19 protein-coding genes are annotated in these 17,432 nt (G+C 39.0%); 9 read left to right on the forward strand and 10 right to left on the reverse strand.

From position 1 onward, the window contains the following. Positions 1-217 precede the first annotated feature (217 nt). The 3 genes from WBW42_RS18410 (at position 218) to WBW42_RS18420 (ending at position 2,649) form a co-directional block, all read left to right on the forward strand. On the forward strand, positions 218-613 hold the full coding sequence (locus WBW42_RS18410; RefSeq protein ID WP_284106496.1) for a putative signal transducing protein: 396 nt from the start codon (positions 218-220) through the stop codon (positions 611-613). Between the two features lie 167 nt (positions 614-780). Then, positions 781-1,344 carry a DUF4256 domain-containing protein gene (locus WBW42_RS18415; protein WP_032057727.1) on the forward strand — a complete coding sequence of 188 codons (564 nt, stop codon included), beginning with the start codon at positions 781-783 and terminating at the stop codon, positions 1,342-1,344. A gap of 141 nt (positions 1,345-1,485) precedes the next feature. Next, positions 1,486-2,649 (forward strand): acyl-CoA dehydrogenase family protein, encoded by a 1,164-nt coding sequence (locus WBW42_RS18420; protein ID WP_032057725.1) that lies wholly within the window; start codon positions 1,486-1,488, stop codon positions 2,647-2,649. Positions 2,650-2,680: 31 nt separating this feature from the next. Here WBW42_RS18420 and WBW42_RS18425 read toward each other — a convergent pair whose 3' ends face one another. Next, a complete protein-coding gene (locus WBW42_RS18425) occupies positions 2,681-3,280 on the reverse strand; it encodes a TetR/AcrR family transcriptional regulator (RefSeq protein WP_032057724.1) in 600 nt (199 codons plus the stop codon). Between the two features lie 186 nt (positions 3,281-3,466). Between WBW42_RS18425 and WBW42_RS18430 the strand changes: the two genes are divergently transcribed. The 6 genes from WBW42_RS18430 to WBW42_RS18455 are packed head-to-tail and all read left to right on the forward strand — an operon-like array spanning position 3,467 to position 11,808. Next, positions 3,467-5,272: an acyclic terpene utilization AtuA family protein gene (locus WBW42_RS18430; protein WP_032057722.1), complete on the forward strand. Its 1,806-nt coding sequence runs from the start codon at positions 3,467-3,469 to the stop codon at positions 5,270-5,272. A 20-nt stretch (positions 5,273-5,292) separates the two neighbouring features. Then, positions 5,293-6,180 (forward strand): SDR family oxidoreductase, encoded by an 888-nt coding sequence (locus tag WBW42_RS18435; protein WP_025468556.1) that lies wholly within the window; start codon positions 5,293-5,295, stop codon positions 6,178-6,180. A 2-nt stretch (positions 6,181-6,182) separates the two neighbouring features. After that, positions 6,183-7,796: an acyl-CoA carboxylase subunit beta gene (locus tag WBW42_RS18440; RefSeq protein ID WP_045126706.1), complete on the forward strand. Its 1,614-nt coding sequence runs from the start codon at positions 6,183-6,185 to the stop codon at positions 7,794-7,796. Between the two features lie 42 nt (positions 7,797-7,838). Continuing rightward, positions 7,839-8,996, forward strand: a complete 1,158-nt coding sequence (locus tag WBW42_RS18445) for an acyl-CoA dehydrogenase family protein (protein ID WP_032057720.1) — start codon at positions 7,839-7,841, stop codon at positions 8,994-8,996. 16 nt (positions 8,997-9,012) lie between these two features. Next, on the forward strand, positions 9,013-9,849 hold the full coding sequence (locus tag WBW42_RS18450; RefSeq protein WP_032057718.1) for an enoyl-CoA hydratase/isomerase family protein: 837 nt from the start codon (positions 9,013-9,015) through the stop codon (positions 9,847-9,849). Between the two features lie 18 nt (positions 9,850-9,867). Continuing rightward, positions 9,868-11,808: an acetyl/propionyl/methylcrotonyl-CoA carboxylase subunit alpha gene (locus WBW42_RS18455; RefSeq protein WP_032057717.1), complete on the forward strand. Its 1,941-nt coding sequence runs from the start codon at positions 9,868-9,870 to the stop codon at positions 11,806-11,808. A gap of 54 nt (positions 11,809-11,862) precedes the next feature. Here the strand turns inward: WBW42_RS18455 and WBW42_RS18460 are convergent, their stop codons facing one another. The 9 genes from WBW42_RS18460 to rplM form a co-directional block, all read right to left on the reverse strand. Then, complete coding sequence (locus tag WBW42_RS18460; RefSeq protein WP_002117819.1) at positions 11,863-12,282, reverse strand: roadblock/LC7 domain-containing protein; 420 nt, start codon at positions 12,280-12,282, stop codon at positions 11,863-11,865. Further along, entirely contained in the window at positions 12,275-12,835 is a 561-nt protein-coding gene (locus tag WBW42_RS18465) for a GTP-binding protein (protein WP_032057716.1), read from the reverse strand. Before WBW42_RS18465 ends, WBW42_RS18460 begins: the two co-directional genes overlap by 8 nt. A gap of 8 nt (positions 12,836-12,843) precedes the next feature. Continuing rightward, positions 12,844-13,809, reverse strand: a complete 966-nt coding sequence (locus tag WBW42_RS18470; protein ID WP_032057713.1) for a hypothetical protein — start codon at positions 13,807-13,809, stop codon at positions 12,844-12,846. 83 nt (positions 13,810-13,892) lie between these two features. Further along, positions 13,893-14,252, reverse strand: coding sequence for a roadblock/LC7 domain-containing protein (locus WBW42_RS18475; RefSeq protein ID WP_163114486.1), 360 nt, complete (start codon positions 14,250-14,252; stop codon positions 13,893-13,895). Positions 14,253-14,592: 340 nt separating this feature from the next. Further along, on the reverse strand, positions 14,593-15,249 hold the full coding sequence (locus WBW42_RS18480) for a hypothetical protein (RefSeq protein WP_005065252.1): 657 nt from the start codon (positions 15,247-15,249) through the stop codon (positions 14,593-14,595). Between the two features lie 17 nt (positions 15,250-15,266). Then, positions 15,267-15,701 carry a ClpXP protease specificity-enhancing factor gene (locus WBW42_RS18485; protein WP_005804921.1) on the reverse strand — a complete coding sequence of 145 codons (435 nt, stop codon included), beginning with the start codon at positions 15,699-15,701 and terminating at the stop codon, positions 15,267-15,269. A gap of 6 nt (positions 15,702-15,707) precedes the next feature. Beyond that, on the reverse strand, positions 15,708-16,361 hold the full coding sequence (locus WBW42_RS18490) for a glutathione S-transferase N-terminal domain-containing protein (RefSeq protein WP_005065247.1): 654 nt from the start codon (positions 16,359-16,361) through the stop codon (positions 15,708-15,710). Between the two features lie 174 nt (positions 16,362-16,535). Next, positions 16,536-16,922, reverse strand: a complete 387-nt coding sequence (gene rpsI, locus WBW42_RS18495; RefSeq protein ID WP_002048725.1) for a 30S ribosomal protein S9 — start codon at positions 16,920-16,922, stop codon at positions 16,536-16,538. Between the two features lie 12 nt (positions 16,923-16,934). Next, positions 16,935-17,363 carry a 50S ribosomal protein L13 gene (gene rplM, locus WBW42_RS18500; RefSeq protein ID WP_002117832.1) on the reverse strand — a complete coding sequence of 143 codons (429 nt, stop codon included), beginning with the start codon at positions 17,361-17,363 and terminating at the stop codon, positions 16,935-16,937. Between the last annotated feature and the right edge of the window lie 69 nt (positions 17,364-17,432).

The raw sequence follows: 17,432 nt of genomic DNA on the forward strand, positions 1-17,432 counted from the left end.
TCAGAAGTGAAACCTCTTAGCGCTGATGGTAGTGTGGGGTTACCCATGTGAGAGTAAGTCATCGCCAGCTCATTATTCTAAACACCCCCGTTCTAATGAATGGGGGTGTTTTTTTATGCGCGGAATTTGTATCCTCAATTCTTTAGATACTGAAATTGATTCAAATTATAAAGAAATAAAGCTACTCTAAAATTATTTACCTAATTAGAAATTTAATATGCAATGGATCGTAATTAAAACTTTCTCATTTCCTTATGAGGCACAAATTGCAAAGACTCAACTAGAAGTATTTGGAATTCCTGTTTATATTGAAAATGAGCATACAATTAATATGGATTGGTTTTATTCTAATGCTTTAGGTGGGGTTCGTTTATTAGTTCCAGAAAACTATGTTGATGAAGCGAAGTCATTTCTTGAAAAAGACTTTAGTGATGAGCTTGAACAAAAGTTTGGGGAGAGTAAAGAATGTTGCCCTGAGTGTGGAAGCTTGGATATAGAAGTTAATAATAAAGGAAAAAAATCTGCCTTTTTAGCGTTTATGTTTTTGGGCCTACCTTTATTTTCTTTTAGAAATGGTAATAGATGTAAGCGTTGTGAACACTTTTGGAATTAAATATATAGTAAACGATTATTGATTATCTTAATTATGGAACCTAATGTAGAGGTATTGGATTTAGTTCTATCTCTGCAATTAGTGTACTAGGCGGAGAAGCCATTGATATTAAATAAAATAAATTATTTTGATGGCCGTTCAATTTAATAAATATAAGGACTTATTTAATGGTAGATAAAAAACAGCTAACTCAAAAGCAAATAGAGTTACTCCTTGAATTATTAAAGAATAGATTTGAAAAAAATACACATCGTCATACAGAAATAGAGTGGTCGGATGTGCAAAATAAACTAATTAAGGTTCCTGATAAACTTTGGTCATTGCTGGAAATGGAAAATACAGGAGGGGAGCCTGATGTTATTGCTTATGATCAGCAGAAAGACGAATATTTATTTGTAGATTGCTCTCTTGAGACACCTAAAGGTCGTAGAAGCCTTTGCTATGATCGTGAGGCTCTAGAATCTAGAAAAGATCATCCTCCTAAAAATAGCGCAATAGATATAGCTAAGGAAATGGGTGTTGAACTTTTAACAGAAAAGCAATATTACCAATTACAAGAAATTGAAGAGTTTGACCTTAAAACATCAAGTTGGCTCAAAACCCCAAATGAGATTCGTAAACTAGATGGAGCACTTTTTGCTGATCGTCGATATGGTCGTGTCTTTATTTATCATAATGGAGCACAATCTTATTATGCTGCCCGTGGTTTTCGTTGTTGCTTAAGAGTATAGGCATTGCATTGTATTTAAATAAAAAGAAGAAGCTTTGATGTTTTATGCCAAGAAAATGGAGATTCTTGCAACTTTTGATTGATGGCAAACATGACAAGATATGTTCTGGAATTAAATAAAAACATCAGGACATCTGTAGAAATGCAACCAAACCCAATTTACTATAATGAACAACATATTGCTTTTGCTGATAATGTTCGTCGATTTGTACAAAAAGAAATGGCTCCTTTCGTTAATGAATGGGATGAGGCTGAGACATTTCCAAGAGAGCTATATAAGAAGGCTGCTGAAATTGGTCTATTAGGTTTAGGTTTTTCTGAGGAATATGGCGGTATTCCTGATGCAGATCCATTTTATTCATTACTGGCTGGTGTAGAAATGGCGAAAGCTGGTTCGGGTGGAGTACATATTTCACTCATGGTACATACAATTGGAGCACCACCGATTCAGCATTTTGGAAGTGAAGAACTAAAGTCAAAAGTTTTACCAAGGATTATTTCAGGAGAAAAGATTTCAGCATTAGCGATTACAGAACCAGGCGGTGGTTCTGATGTGGCTGCATTACAAACTAAAGCTGTTCGTGATGGTGACTATTATGTTGTCTCGGGTGAGAAAACATTTATCACATCGGGGATTCGTGCAGATTACTATACGGTTGCAGTGCGTACAGATCCAACTAAAACAGGCGCAGAAGGCATTTCAATGTTGCTTGTTGATGCTCACAGTGAAGGAATTACTAAAACACCTTTGAAAAAAATGGGATGGTGGGCTTCAGATACGGCGCATTTGCATTTTGATCAAGTGCGAGTACCAGCATCAAATCTGCTCGGTAAAGAAAATGCTGGTTTTAAAGTTATTATGAATAACTTTAATATGGAGCGTTTTTTCTTGGGTGTAGTGGCTTATGGCTATGCATTAGTTTGCTATGAAGAAGCTCTAGATTGGGCCCAGCAACGGAAAACTTTTGGTAAGAGATTAATAGACCATCAAGTCGTTCGTCATAAATTGGTAGATATGGCAACGCAATTAACCTCAACACGGGCATTACTTGAAGAAACTGCATGGAAAATGACTCAGCCAAAACTACAAGGGCCTGAGTTAGTCGCTCAAATCTCGATGCTGAAAAATGTTGCGACTCGCACAATGCAATTTTGTGCTGATGCAGCTGTGCAAACATTAGGTGGTATGGGCTTTATGCGTGGAACTAAATCTGAACGTATTTACCGTGAAGTGAAGGTTAATATGATTGGTGGTGGTGCTGAAGAAATTATGAAAGATTTGATTAGTAAGCAGCTTGGTTATTGATTCTGCAAAGGTGGTCATTGAGCCACCTTTTTTATTTCAAAGCCATCTCCCACACCATTTCAGTTAACTCATCAATTTTGACTTTACCTTCAGATTTATACCAAGTGACAGTCCATGAAATCGCACCACCAACTAATCTTCGCCAAATAAAGGCATCATGTTTTATCTTGCTTTGAGTGCGTAACTTTTCAATGACATCTAACCAGATTTGTTCATACTCATTACGCATTTCTAAAAGATAATCTTGTTTTTCTTTTGACAGCGCAAACCACTCATAAACTAAAACAGCCATGGCTGCACCAGTATCTCCAGTAATTGAAATGAGTTCTGCTTTAATAAGAGCTCGTAATTGGTGTTCTGGATCGGTAGATTGAGCGGCTGCATCTTTTAAACGAGCAAGATTGTAAATGATAGTTTGCTCCATTACGTGAGCTAGGATGTCATCTTTACTCTTGAAGTGATGAAATAAGCTACCTGATTGAATTCCAATAAATTGAGCAAGTTCGCGGACAGTGGTTTTATCATAACCTTGTTTGTGAAATAGATAGGCAGCTCCCTGTAATAAACGACCACGCGGGCTATCGTCAAAGCAAGAAATATGTGGAATCTGTTCAATTGAAGTCGCAATCATACGAAAGCTGGATCCTTTATATAAAAATATTTACGGAAAAAATTTTGCTAAATCTCACCATGTTTTAGGCTAGTTGTCGAGTTTGGCAGTTTTAGTCAATTTCACAATAACATTTTGCTCTTTACAAACCAAGCGCTTGCTTGGTAATGTTGAGTGTAATTTTTAAACAAAATAATGAGAAACAAGATGGCAAGTAATCAACAAGATGATGAGCGTGTCGTAAAAATAGGGTGTGCCTCAGGTTTTTGGGGAGATACCAATACTGCTGCTTTTCAATTGGTACATCTAACCGATATTAATTATTTGGTTTTTGATTACTTGTCAGAAATCACCATGTCGATTATGGCCAAAGCGAAAATGGTAGAGCCGAAACATGGCTATGCTTTAGATTTTGTCAGTCGTGTCATGGCGCCTCTACTTAAAAAAATTGCAGAGAAAAAGATTAAGGTGATTAGTAATGCTGGTGGTGTTAACCCATTGGCATGTCGAGATGCCTTGCAAAAAATAATTAAAGAATATGGTCTAGACCTGAAAGTTGCCGTGGTGTTAGGTGATGATCTTTTACCGCAACATGAGCACCTCAAACAGCAAAATATTCGGGAAATGTTTAGCGGGGAAGCTTTGCCAGAACAAGTGGCGAGTAGTAATGCTTATTTAGGGGCGGTGGCTATTCGTGACGCCTTAGACTTAGGCGCTGATATTGTAATTACTGGCCGTGTAGTTGACTCTGCTGTGGTACTTGCACCCTTAGTTCATGAATATCAATGGTCACTCGATGACTATGACAAATTGGCGCAAGGTTCGTTGGCAGGTCATGTCATTGAATGTGGAGCTCAATGTACGGGTGGTAATTTTACCGATTGGCAATTGGTGCAGGGCTTCGACAACATGGGTTTTCCAGTGGTTGAAGTGAGTGGAGATGGCTCATTTGTTGTAACTAAGCCTCAAGGTACAGGTGGTCTAGTTTCTACCGCTACGGTTGCAGAGCAAATTGTTTATGAAATAGGCAATCCTCAAGCGTATTTACTACCCGATGTAATTGCTGATTTCAGCCAAGTGCATTTAGAACAAGTTGGGGAGCATCGAGTCCGTGTGACGGGAGCGAAAGGACAAGCACCAACTACACAATATAAAGTCAGTGCGACCTATCCAGATGGTTATCGGGTTTTAGTGAGTTTTTTAATTGCAGGACGTGAGGCACCACAAAAAGCACAAGTCATTGCTGATGCGATTTTGACTAAGTGCGAACGTGTTTTAGCAATGCGTTCGGTACCACCTTTTAGTGAAAAGTCTGTTGAGATTTTAGGTATTGAAAGTACCTATGGCGAACATGCTCGAGCATTAAATAGCCGTGAAGTTGTGATCAAAATAGCTGTAAAACACATGTTTAAAGAAGCATGTATGTTCTTTGCATCGGAAATTGCTCAGGCTTCAACAGGCATGGCTCCGGCTTTGGCAGGGATAGTGGGGGGGCGTCCAAAAGCATCGCCAGTGATTAAACTATTTTCATTTTTAATAGATAAAAATCAAGTAAGTGTCGAAATCGATTTTGAAGGAAAACGCTACCCAGTTGAGATTCCACAAGGAGTTTCTACAGAGCAATTGCCTAATTTAAAGGCAGGTGAAAATGCAATTTATCAAGGAGATGAAATTGAAGTTCCTTTGATTGAAATTGCTCATGCCCGCAGTGGTGATAAAGGCAATCATAGCAATATTGGTGTGATTGCACGTAAAGCAGAATATTTGCCATGGATTCGTGCAGCACTGATGGAAGAGGCTGTTGCAAGCTATATGCAACATGTCTTAGATGCAGAGAAAGGGCGAGTAATCCGTTATGAGTTACCGGGTTTGAATGCACTAAATTTTATGCTAGAAAATGCCTTGGGTGGCGGTGGTGTTGCAAGTCTACGTATAGATCCGCAAGGGAAGGCCTTTGCACAACAATTATTGGATATGCCTGTAAAAGTTCCGGCACATCTTTTAGAAAAATAAAATAAATGGATGAAACAAAGATGAGTTATCAATCAATATTTAGACCAGATGCTTTCGCCAATAAAGTCATTATTGTGACAGGTGGTGGCTCTGGAATAGGGCGTTGTACGGCACATGAGCTTGCAGCCCTCGGCGCTCAAGTAGTGATTACAGGACGAAAAATTGAAAAATTAGAGAAAGTAAGCCAAGAAATTATAGAAGATGGGGGCTTAGTTCATTTCATTGTTTGTGATAACCGTGAAGAAGAACAAGTGAAAAATATGATTGCCGAAGTGATTGAGAAATTCGGCAAACTAGATGGCTTGGTAAATAATGCTGGCGGCCAGTTCCCCTCAGCTTTAGAGAATATTTCAGCGAATGGTTTCGATGCAGTCGTGCGTAATAATTTACACGCAACTTTCTATCTAATGCGTGAAGCTTATAACCAATGGATGGCTAAACATGGTGGCAGTATTGTAAATATGACTGCTGATATGTGGGGCGGCATGCCGGGAATGGGACATTCTGGTGCTGCGCGTTCAGGGGTTGATAACTTAACTAAAACAGCATCGGTTGAGTGGGGCAAATCTGGCGTTCGTGTAAATGCGGTTGCACCGGGGTGGATTGTGTCATCCGGTATGGATAATTATAGCGGTGATTTTGCCAAAGTAATTATTCCAAGTCTTGCTGGCAATGTACCGCTCAAACGTATGGGAACTGAGTCAGAAGTTTCATCGGCAATTTGTTATTTACTGTCCGATGCTGCGGCTTTTGTGTCAGGAGTAACTTTGCGTATTGATGGTGCCGCATCGCAAGGAACACGAATGTATCCACTAGCTGAAGCAACAAATAGTCAGTCTTATAATGGTTTCCATCGCGCGTTTATTCCTGAAATTTTTCAGAAAAAGACTGAGGCTGAGGAGGAATAACAGTGACTATTGTCCAATCCGAAATTGCTGTTGGTAGTGAACAGTATCAAAAGAATAAAGAGGCATTGCTTACTCAACTGAGTGAAGTCCGTGCAATTCAGCAAAAAAGTATTGATAAATCATATGCTGCCAAACCGAAATTCGATAAAAAGGGCAAGATTCTACCGCATGAGCGTGTACGGTTGTTACTCGATGCTGATTCACCTTTTGTTGAGCTGTGTGGCTTGGTCGGCTACAACATGCATGATGATAAAGATGGTTCAGAAGCTGGAGGCGGGGTAATTGCTGGCCTTGGTTTTGTCAGTGGTGTGCGTTGTCTGGTCTCAGCAAGTAATAGTGCAATTAAAGGTGGGACCATGTCACCCATGGGTGTACAGAAAACCTTGCGCTTGCAAAAAATTGCTTTGGAACAAAAACTCCCACTGATTACGCTGACCGAAAGTGGAGGTGCCAACTTAAATTATGCTGCTGAAGTATTTACTTATGGTGGTATGACATTTGCCAATCAGGCACGTCTTTCTGCGGCAGGTATTCCACAGCTTGCAGTGGTGCATGGTAATGCAACGGCAGGCGGTGCTTATCAGCCCGGTCTTTCAGATTATGTAATTGCTGTACGTAAGCAAACCGAGATGCTTCTTGCAGGTCCCCCTTTACTCTTGGCTGCCACTGGTGAAGTAGCAACAGCTGAAGAGTTGGGCGGGGCAGAAATGCATGCGCAGGTCGCTGGAACAGCAGAATATTTGGCTGAAAATGATGCTGATGGTATTCGACTTGCACGTGAAATTTTTGAACATCTGAACTGGAAAGAGCAAATCAAACCAGTTGATGTAACTTATAAAGAACCTCGTTACGATACCGAGGAATTATTGGGTGTGATTCCAAGTGATCCTAAACAACCATTTGATATGAAAGAAGTGGTTGCCCGCATTATTGACGATTCAGATTTTCTAGAATTTAAACAGGAATATGATGATTTAACGGTGTGTGGCTGGGCGAAGATTGGCGGATTACACATCGGTATTATTACCAATAATGGTCCGATTACACCTCAAGGGGCAGCGAAGGCGGCTCAGTTTATACATCTGTGTGAACAGACTAAGCGTCCGTTATTGTTTTTGCATAACACCACAGGTTTTATGGTAGGAACTGACGCAGAGCAAAACGGTATTATCAAACACGGCTCGAAACTGATTCAAGCGGTTGCCAATTGTTCTGTACCTAAAATTTCAATTGTTGTGGCAGGGTCGTATGGTGCTGGCAATTACGCGATGTGTGGTCGAAGCCTATCACCAGACTTTATTTTTGCTTGGCCAAATTCGCATGTTGCCGTAATGGGTGCTGCTCAAGCCGGAAAAGTGCTACGCATTGTGGCTGAAGGAAAACAAAAAGCTTCCGGTCAGGAACCGAATCCGCAAATGCTCGATTTTCTTGAGCAAAGCACGGCCATGAAATTGGAACAACAATCTACCGCGCTTTTCAATACGGCCATGCTACATGACGATGGCATTATCGATCCACGAGATACCCGAAAATTATTAATTTTCCTTTTACAAACCATTTATGAAGCACAGCAACGAGAGCTAAATTCAACTCGTTTTGGTGTGTCCCGTTTTTAATCAACCTTTACCGCAATTAAAAAAATTAATAGGAATAAAACCATGAAATTTACTGCTGAACATGAAGCATTGCGCCGTACAGCTCGTCAATTTGTTCAAAATGAGCTGAATCCACATATTCCAGAATGGGAAGCTGAAGGGCAGTTCCCAATCCACGACGTATTTAAAAAGATGGGTGATCTTGGTTTATTAGGAATTTGTAAGCCAGAAGAAAATGGCGGTTTAGCGTTAGATTATTCATATAACCTCGTGGTTGCAGAAGAAATTGGCTATGCAGCTTGTGGCGGGGTGCCTTTAGCTATTGGTGTACAAACCGATATGGCAACACCTGCTTTGGCACGTTTTGGAAGTAAAGAGTTACGTGATGAGTTTTTAACACCAGCGATTGCAGGGGAATATGTTGCATCCATTGCAGTATCAGAAGTACATGCTGGTTCGGATGTTGCTGCTATTAAAACAACTGCAAAAAAAGATGGCGATGACTATGTCATTAACGGCAGCAAAATGTGGATTACCAACTCCTTGCAGGCCGACTTCTTGTGCCTTTTAGCCAACACGTCTGATGATAAACCTCACGTTAATAAGTCAATGATTATTGTGCCAGCAAAAACTAAAGGGATTAGTTTTTCAGAGCCACTTAATAAATTAGGGATGCGTTCAACAACCACAGCACAAGTTTATTTAGACAATGTACGTGTACCACAGCGTAACTTGGTGGGTGTTGAAGGTATGGGCTTTATGATGCAAATGATGCAATTTCAGGAAGAGCGCTTATGGGCATGTGCTAATGCGATTGGCGGCTTGCAGCATTGTATTCAGCAAACGATTAATTACACCAAAGAGCGTACCACTTTTGATCAGCCTCTCATTAATAACCAATATATCCATTTCCGCTTTGCTGAACTTATGACCGAAGTGGAAGCACTCAAAGCATTAACTTATCAAGCATGCGAACAGCATATTGCGGGCGAGGATGTCACGATGTTGGCGTCTATGGCAAAGCTCAAAGCTGGACGTTTAACTCGTGAAGTTGCTGATAGTTGTCTGCAATACTGGGGCGGCAATGGCTTCATGTGGGATAACCCAGCGTCGCAGCTGTATCGTGATGGCCGCCTAGGGTCTATTGGGGGTGGGGCAGATGAGATTATGCTAGGGATTATCTGTAAGTTGATGGATATTCTGCCTAAAAAGCACAAATAAATATAAGGAATACACCATGACACTTTCAGCATCTCTACAAGTTTTAGATATAGATGACAGTATTCAATTGGAACAGGACGGCGGTATTTTATACCTTTGGTTAAATCGACCAGAGAGCCGTAATGCCATGAACTTGAATATGGTCAATGCAATTCAGCAAGTTTTTGCTGCCATTCGCGATGACCTTTCAATTCGCGCGGTAATTATCCGTGGGGAAGGTGGAACTTTTTGTGCGGGTGGTGACATTAAAGACATGGCAACTTTACGTGTTGAGGCAGCTAATGTTGGCAGTCTACAACCTTATGTGGACTTTAACCGCCGTTTTGGTGCCTTGCTTGAGCAAGTTGAAGCCGCACCGCAAACGGTTGTGGTGATTTTAGAAGGCGCAGTGTTAGGCGGTGGTTTTGGTCTGGCATGTGTTTCCGATGTTGCCATTAGCCGTGACAATGCTCAGTTTGGTTTACCTGAAACTGGACTTGGTTTGATTCCTGCGCAAATTGCTCCTTTTGTAGTGAAACGTATTGGTCTAACTCAAGCTCGTCGATTAGCTTTATTAGGTATGCGCTTTGAAGGGCATACGGCACTGAATGTCGGTGTGGTTCATCAAATTGCACATAATGAAATTGAACTTGAGCAAGCTTTACAAGAAACAATTCAGCAAATTAAACGAGCAGCTCCTCAAGCTTCGCGTGCGACTAAAGCACTGTTACATCGAACGCTCAATGAACCTTTAAATGAATTGCTTAACGATGCTGCACAGCAGTTTGCTCAAGCGGTTGGTGGTGCTGAAGGACAAGAAGGAACAATGGCTTTTATCCAGAAAAGGTTACCAAATTGGGCCGATGAATCATAAGAGATAAGGATAAAAATAATGAAATTTTCAAAAATACTAGTTGCCAATCGTGGTGAGATTGCAGTTCGCGTGATGCAAACAGCCAAGGCAATGGGTTACCAAACCGTCGCAGTTTATTCCGATGCAGACCGTAATGCTCGCCATGTGCAAGAGGCTGATGAAGCTGTTTATATTGGTGCTTCAAAAGTATCAGAGTCTTATCTCTCCATCGCTAAAATTATTGAAGCTTGCAAAAAAACAGGGGCGGATGCAGTTCACCCCGGCTATGGTTTTTTGTCAGAAAATACTGATTTTGCTCAGGCATGTATCGACAACCAGATTACCTTTATTGGGCCTACCGCTTCTGCAATTGAGTTAATGGGCAGTAAACGCCTTTCAAAAATCGCCATGATTGAGGCGGGCGTCCCTTGTGTGCCGGGGTATGAAGGTGACCGACAAGATCTCGAATATTTAGCAACTCAAGCTGAGCAGATTGGCTTTCCAATTATGGTCAAAGCTTCTGCGGGTGGTGGCGGTCGTGGCATGCGTTTGGTACAGCAAGCATCCGAGTTGTTTGAGGCATTACAAACCGCACGTTCAGAAGCTGAAAATGCTTTTGGTTCTGGCGAGCTCATTTTGGAAAAAGCAGTCATTGCTCCACGCCATGTCGAAATTCAGGTTTTTGGTGATACTCACGGCAATTATGTGTATTTGTTTGAACGTGATTGTTCAATTCAGCGCCGTCATCAAAAAGTAGTTGAAGAAGCTCCATGTCCGGTGATGACGCCTGAACTGCGTCAGAAAATGGGTGAGGCAGCCGTAGCAGCGGCAAAAACATGTGCTTATGTTGGGGCAGGTACAGTTGAGTTTTTGCTAGATGCATCGGGTGCATTTTACTTTTTGGAGATGAATACCCGTTTGCAGGTAGAACATCCGGTCACTGAGCTTATTACAGGGTTGGATTTAGTTGAATGGCAGTTACGTGTGGCGAATGGTGAGCAGTTACCTTTAAAGCAACAGGAATTGACCTTAAATGGACATGCGATCGAAGTGCGTTTGTATGCAGAAGACCCACGTCAGGATTTTTTGCCACAAACAGGAAAAATTTTACGTTGGAAGCCTGCAGCTTTGTCAAATGTTCGAATCGATCATGGCATGTTAGCAACTGATGAAGTTAGTCCATTTTACGATCCGATGGTAGCAAAGGTGATTGCCTATGGGAAAACCCGTGAGGATGCGATTCGCTTACTCGCTCGTGCAGTTGATGACTGTGTGTTGCTAGGTGTAAATAGTAATAAGCAGTTTTTGGTCAATTTACTGCGTCATCCAATCGTGGTTGCAGGGGATACTAATACTGCATTCATTCAACAGCATTTTCAAAACGACAGCAGTCTGCATAAGCAGGTTCTATCTTTAGAAACCTTAGCTATTGCTGCGGCATTATTTAGCCAAAGAAAAGGAACTGTGGCATGGCAAACGGGTCTTGGCGTGTCGTTACCATTAAAACTTAAATATGATGATCAGCAAATTCAATTACAGCTTTCATCTGTAAATAACACGTTTACGGTAGAGCTCTGTGATCAATCAGTTTGTATTGAAGTGCTTGAGAGAATGCCAGAGCAATTAGTTTATTTAATTGATGGTGTACGTCGCCGTGTGCAATATGTATTAAATGATGATCAGCTTTATTTAGATCAAAATAATGGCAATGTCGCAATTCGCAATGTAACTTATGCTGCACCAGAAGCTGCCGATGTTGCCGGAGATGGTAAAATTCGTGCACCAATGGATGGTACTGTGGTGAATATTCTGGTCAATAAAGGTGATCAAGTCATAAAAGGCCAAACTTTATTAGTGCTTGAAGCCATGAAAATCCAACAGCAGATTAAATCGGATGTTGATGGAATAGTTGATGATGTTTTAGGTCAGCAAGGGCAGCAAGTAAAAAAACGGCAGATGTTATTTACTATTCAAATCTAGTAAAAAATACCGCTCTATATGAGCGGTATTTTACTTTAAATGAGGAGTCCTGATTTATTCTCCATCGGCCTCTGCAATTGTCTGACTTGCTTTTTTTAGGCTATATAGTAGTTGACCTAAAAGGACTTCTTTATTACTTAGCGTAACCATGACCATTGGGTGATGAACAGCAGGAATAGCAGTTAAAATGGCCTTGCCATTATCTGCATCTAAAGTAATGTTGTTACAGCCCGTCAGTTGAATCTCTTTTAAAAATGCAGTGACCATTGCCAAAATTGAGCTACTTACGGCTGCTAACTTAGTAGTGTTATGGTGGTTCTTGTGGCTCACTGTTGCTAATTCAAAACCATCAGAAGAGCAAATCATGACAAAATCTACACCACGCGTATTCATCAAAATATTATGAGCTTCGGCTTTTGCAAGTTGTAGTAACTGTGTTGGAGCGGTTCGTTTTTGAGTTGGGATACTAAGCATGATCATTCCCTTGAGATGTTGAGCCTACCTTGACTTCAAGTGATGCAATTAATGATTCAACCATCATTAAAATTTGTTCTTGCTCACGTGCATCAATAAAAAAAAGAGGGTATGGTAGTGCATTTGCTTTTATCCAATGACGATATTGTTGAAGTGATGACTCTTTATTTTCGTCAACATGAGTAATACCAATCGCAATATTGTCGTTATAATTTTTAAAGGTTTCTAAATAGCTTTCTAACTCGGCAATTGGATTAGAGCTATTATGATCTAATAATAAAATAACACCGATTGCACCTTCACAAATGACCGACCATATAAAATCAAAACGGCTTTGTCCTGGGGTTCCATAGAGTCCGATTTTGATTCCGTCATCTAAAGTAATTTCGCCATAATCAATACCTACAGTGGTCTGGATTTTCTGGTGGCTTTGAACATCTGTATTGAATGCTTCTGTTTCTAGAATTGGAATTTCAGATAGCGATTTAATCGCTTCTGTTTTTCCTGCCCCCATGCTACCTGCAAAGACAATTTTATATTGCTGTATAATCATAACTTCCCTTAAAGACCAAATCGCCGTCTAATTTTCCCTATAAAATTTTTTAAAAAATGATTCTCTGTATTTGAATTCTTTAAGTACGAATTGGGTGTGTAAGTGCATTTGCTTGCAGAAACAAATTTTCCATTATTTGCCATTAAGCAAGCTGTAACGAAGCGTAAGACATCACCAATTGATAAGTTAAGCTGGTTAGCCACATCAGTAATTTTTGCTCCCTGTATAAAGCATGCAGAGAGTTGTAGGCTCACTTTTCTATATTCTTTTTGATAGGGCTGTGGCCAATGATCAATTTTAAAATAGCTATCCTTCGAGGCTAGATTTTCAAAACTGTTTGAATTCCAAATCAGATTCCATAACCAGTCCTGTAAATAATAATCTTTTTTACGCGAAACCTTAGTGAAGTCTGAAGTATTAGCAAAAGTAAAATCAAAGCTTTGATTGGTTCGCGTATGTTGGCGTGATGGCTCTAACCAAGCAATTTGAGTTCTATTATCAATAATGGCTAGAGTACCTTTATCATCAAAAATATGTAGTCTGGCATTTTCTGGACTGTGTAAATTCCTTATAAACTTATCATCAATCAAAAGTAGCTCATTTGATAAATCTGAAACTACAGCAGTATTTTTTTTGTTCAAATACGATAATAAGTTTATTTCTATCCAGTTAAGTAAAGACTCTACTTTTTCTAGTGGCAGATGCAGGGTGTGTTCATCAACTTGATATCCATTTTTTGAGGGAGTTTTACTAATTTTTAAATAAGGACATTTTTTCTTTTGAAGAATATTTTGAATATTATCTGAATCAAAAAAGTTTTCGTTAATTAATAATAGATCAATATGAATATTAGAAATATTAACCCAATTAATATCGTGCTGATTAGATATTAAATTTCTGATTAAAGTTTTTAATTCATCCGAAACTTTTAAGCTTAAACCAGAGGTTGCAATATTTATGCAATGCCTATCCATAGTATCACATTAAATTTTATTGAATAAGAGAGGGGTTTTAATGTGCTCTTTATAATAGGTATAAAAAGCACATTTCAGATTAATTAGCTAAAGTCTAACTCTTTTTCAAAAGACTTTAACTCGTGGCGAGCCATTGCTAAATTTGACTTACTCCGGTCAAGGACTAAGTAAAGGAATAAATTATTATTACTTTCTAGAGGTCTAATTAAATGGTAAGCCTTACCTAATGTAATTAAAATGTCTTCAATATTGTCATTTAATTTCAAAGCATTGGCGATGTTTCGTTTTGCGCGGATTACTTCTGTATTGCCGGCAGCTGCCAATTCTAAATCAATTTCCCCACCACCTTGAGTTGCAAGTGATAAACCACTTTCTGAATCAACAAGTGCAGATGCAATAAAACCATTAATTTCAGTTAAGCTATCTAAAGAAAGTTTAGCCATGTTTTTATCTCTCAGGATTCTAAAATTATATTTACTACTTTTTCCTAAAAGTAGTTGAAATTCATTATATTTCTGCTCAATTTGAAGTCAATAAATCAAAGAAATAGAGAAATTGTTGTTTTGGGAAATAAGTGACAGAAAATGTCAGATTATAAAAAATATTATAAGATTATTTTTACATTATACTTTTAATATTGTGCTGAGTTTTACATTATATATTTTAAAATCTGAATAAAACAATTGTAATAGAATGTTAATAAAATATTGAAAAATAAAATATTCTAATTTTAATCATAAAAAGGGGAATAATGAATTCCCCTTTTTTTATATAAAAATCAAATTAAACGAGCTGTGTATAAATACAGTAGAGATAGCCCAAAATTGCTAAAGCAACTACAGGGGCAACAATCTTTGACCATGTAGGTACAGAAATTTCTGCAGCTTGTTCTTCAATATGCACGTCATCATGATGAGGTTGGGCTTGGTGAACCATTTGGTTGAACTCCTTCATTGTTGTATCCAATGATAGCTCTTCTTGTTCCACAGGTTTAGAACCAATTAATTCATTTAGGTGGTTTGTTGACCAAACCCAATCTTCAGCTTGACCTGATAAGTGTTCAATCTGACCTAAAATTAATTCTTTTAAGCCATTATGCCCAAAACCACCTGTTTCATCGAGCTGATTAAGTTCTGCTAACTGCAAAGTTAAAATCTCAGAAATACTCTGTTCTAGTTCTGAATTTTTTAAAGTCGACTGATTATGTTTAGAAGTCGTTAAATGACGAGCAACTTCTTGAATATAAAGTGGATCTGAGGTTTTGATTTCTTGATAAATCTTATTATCATTCTGACGCCATAAACTAATCAGTTTTCCAAGCGTAAGAATATTCACCTCATCAATCAGTTTATTTTTTTCATTAACTGGATATTGATTTAAAAGCTGAGGCTTTTGAATTTTTATCTGCTCAGCAAAGTATTGGACTAAATCAAATGCCATGCTTTCTTCCTCTAAATTTAATCTAAAATTCTTAACGATGGTTTTTTCTTAGTCGATGTTGTTTCAGTTGCTTCTTGTACTTCTGACTCTACTGTATTTTCTACAGGTGTTACATTGGCATATTCTTCAGGATCAAAGAATAAACCTTGTCCATTTTCTCGTGCATAAATCCCTAAAACCGCTTGAATAGGAACATAAATGTCTTTTGATGCTCCGCCAAAACGAGCTGAAAAAGTAATAGCTTCATTGGTAATAAGCAATTGATGAACTGCATGGGGCACAATATTTAGAACAATTTGCCCATCTTTAACAAATTGTTGCGGAACGTCGGTATACGGTTGTGTCGCATCAACTAATAGATAAGGAGTAAGCTGGTTATCACAAATCCATTCATAGATTGCACGAGCAAGATAAGGACGTGTAGGGGTTAAATCAATAGTTTGCTCAGACATATCACGCTATTCCATATTTAATAGTTCATTGTAACGGTTTTTCTCTTGAGGCGTCATTGATTTAGCAAAAGAAGGCCGTTCAAAGATACGTTTACAGTACAAAAATATAGGTCGACAGTGCTGTTTGGGTAAATCAATTCCCATGCTATTTAATCTTAAAAAGATAGGCGCAAGCATGCAGTCTAAGATTGTAAAATTCTCAGACATGAAATACGGAAAATGCTGAAATAGGGGAGTAAGTGAAATTAATGTTTCACGTAGTTCTTTTTGAGCTTTTTGCTTTTGTTCGACATTTAGTGAGTCAGCATGTTTTAACATGTGATCTGCTAACTTAAACCAGTCGTTTTCAAGTCTCCAGATATACTGACGCTGTTCCGCACGCATCATAGGTGCATCAGCATAAAGCTTACTTTGACGATAACGATCATCTAAATATTCAGCGATGATAGGCGCTGAAAATAATTTAAGATTTTGTTCGACCAACATCGGTAATTGGTTGTAAGGATTTAAGCTGGCTAAATCTTCGTCTTCATGGTCAGTTATGATTAATTGATATTTGATTTGTTTTTCTGCTAATAAGAAACGAATCCAATGAGAACGGAAATCATCAGCATGACTGTAAAGGGTAATCCCCTGAATAGAGGTGTTTTCGACCGACATATCACAAGACGACGTGGTTGAGTGAATCGATTAGGATACTAAAAATGCTGTAGGAAATCACGGTTCTAAAGAGATAGTTTGTTTATATTTATAAGTTTGTATTTGCTGGCTCTATTTTCATAATAAAAAAGCCTTGGAAAAATCCAAGGCTTTTTGTCCAAATCGATAAACGAATTAACGTTTAGAGAATTGAGGACGCTTACGAGCTTTACGTAAACCAAGTTTCTTACGTTCAACTTCACGAGCATCACGAGTAACGAAACCAGCTTGACGTAGAACAGGTTTTAAAGTTTCGTCAGCAGCGATAAGCGCACGAGTAATACCGTGACGGATCGCGCCAGCTTGACCACCGATACCACCACCTTTAACAGTGATGTAAAGGTCAAACTTTTCAGTAACTTCTAAAAGTTCTAAAGGTTGACGAACAACCATACGAGCAGTTTCACGACCGAAATATTGCTCTAAAGTACGGTTGTTAATAACGAGTTTACCTGTACCAGCTGACAAGAAAACACGTGCAGTTGCGGTCTTACGGCGACCTGTACCATAATTAGTAGCCATGTGCTGTATCCCTTAGATGTCCAAAACTTGTGGCTGTTGAGCAGCATGCGGATGCTCAGTACCAGCGTACACTTTCATTTTTTTGATCATTGCATAACCAAGAGGACCTTTTGGTAACATGCCTTTAACCGCTTTTTCAAGAACAGCTTCAGGTTTGTGAGCAATTAACTTCTCGAAGTTAGTCTCACGGATACCACCAGGGAAACCAGTATGGCGATAATATTTCTTATCAAGTGATTTTTTACCAGTCACTTGAACTTGTTCAGCATTAATCACAACGATGTAATCGCCAGTGTCAACGTGAGGAGTATAAGAAGTTTTGTGCTTACCGCGTAAACGACGAGCGATTTCAGTCGCAAGGCGACCTAAAGTTTTGCCAGAAGCATCAACAACATACCAGTCATGTTGAACTTCAGCTGGCTTAGCGCTGAGAGTTTTCATTAAACCACTACCTATTATAGTTGGTTTGGACTATGGAATCTGTCCAAACAAAAGGAGCGAGCATTCTAA

It is taken from the genome of Acinetobacter sp. LT1 (assembly GCF_059800965.1).

Excerpts from the sequence above, each read along its gene's own strand:
- WBW42_RS18480 (WP_005065252.1), bottom strand. The coding sequence starts at position 15,249 with ATGGCATTTGATTTAGTCCAATACTTTGCTGAGCAGATAAAAATTCAA.
- WBW42_RS18450 (WP_032057718.1), top strand. The coding sequence starts at position 9,013 with ATGACACTTTCAGCATCTCTACAAGTTTTAGATATAGATGACAGTATT.
- rpsI (WP_002048725.1), bottom strand. The coding sequence starts at position 16,922 with ATGGCTACTAATTATGGTACAGGTCGCCGTAAGACCGCAACTGCACGT.
- WBW42_RS18410 (WP_284106496.1), top strand. The coding sequence starts at position 218 with ATGCAATGGATCGTAATTAAAACTTTCTCATTTCCTTATGAGGCACAA.
- WBW42_RS18435 (WP_025468556.1), top strand. The coding sequence starts at position 5,293 with ATGAGTTATCAATCAATATTTAGACCAGATGCTTTCGCCAATAAAGTC.
- WBW42_RS18460 (WP_002117819.1), bottom strand. The coding sequence starts at position 12,282 with ATGCTTAGTATCCCAACTCAAAAACGAACCGCTCCAACACAGTTACTA.
- rplM (WP_002117832.1), bottom strand. The coding sequence starts at position 17,363 with ATGAAAACTCTCAGCGCTAAGCCAGCTGAAGTTCAACATGACTGGTAT.
- WBW42_RS18475 (WP_163114486.1), bottom strand. The coding sequence starts at position 14,252 with ATGGCTAAACTTTCTTTAGATAGCTTAACTGAAATTAATGGTTTTATT.
- WBW42_RS18425 (WP_032057724.1), bottom strand. The coding sequence starts at position 3,280 with ATGATTGCGACTTCAATTGAACAGATTCCACATATTTCTTGCTTTGAC.
- WBW42_RS18465 (WP_032057716.1), bottom strand. The coding sequence starts at position 12,835 with ATGATTATACAGCAATATAAAATTGTCTTTGCAGGTAGCATGGGGGCA.
- WBW42_RS18430 (WP_032057722.1), top strand. The coding sequence starts at position 3,467 with ATGGCAAGTAATCAACAAGATGATGAGCGTGTCGTAAAAATAGGGTGT.
- WBW42_RS18485 (WP_005804921.1), bottom strand. The coding sequence starts at position 15,701 with ATGTCTGAGCAAACTATTGATTTAACCCCTACACGTCCTTATCTTGCT.
- WBW42_RS18470 (WP_032057713.1), bottom strand. The coding sequence starts at position 13,809 with ATGGATAGGCATTGCATAAATATTGCAACCTCTGGTTTAAGCTTAAAA.
- WBW42_RS18490 (WP_005065247.1), bottom strand. The coding sequence starts at position 16,361 with ATGTCGGTCGAAAACACCTCTATTCAGGGGATTACCCTTTACAGTCAT.
- WBW42_RS18455 (WP_032057717.1), top strand. The coding sequence starts at position 9,868 with ATGAAATTTTCAAAAATACTAGTTGCCAATCGTGGTGAGATTGCAGTT.
- WBW42_RS18445 (WP_032057720.1), top strand. The coding sequence starts at position 7,839 with ATGAAATTTACTGCTGAACATGAAGCATTGCGCCGTACAGCTCGTCAA.
- WBW42_RS18415 (WP_032057727.1), top strand. The coding sequence starts at position 781 with ATGGTAGATAAAAAACAGCTAACTCAAAAGCAAATAGAGTTACTCCTT.
- WBW42_RS18420 (WP_032057725.1), top strand. The coding sequence starts at position 1,486 with ATGCAACCAAACCCAATTTACTATAATGAACAACATATTGCTTTTGCT.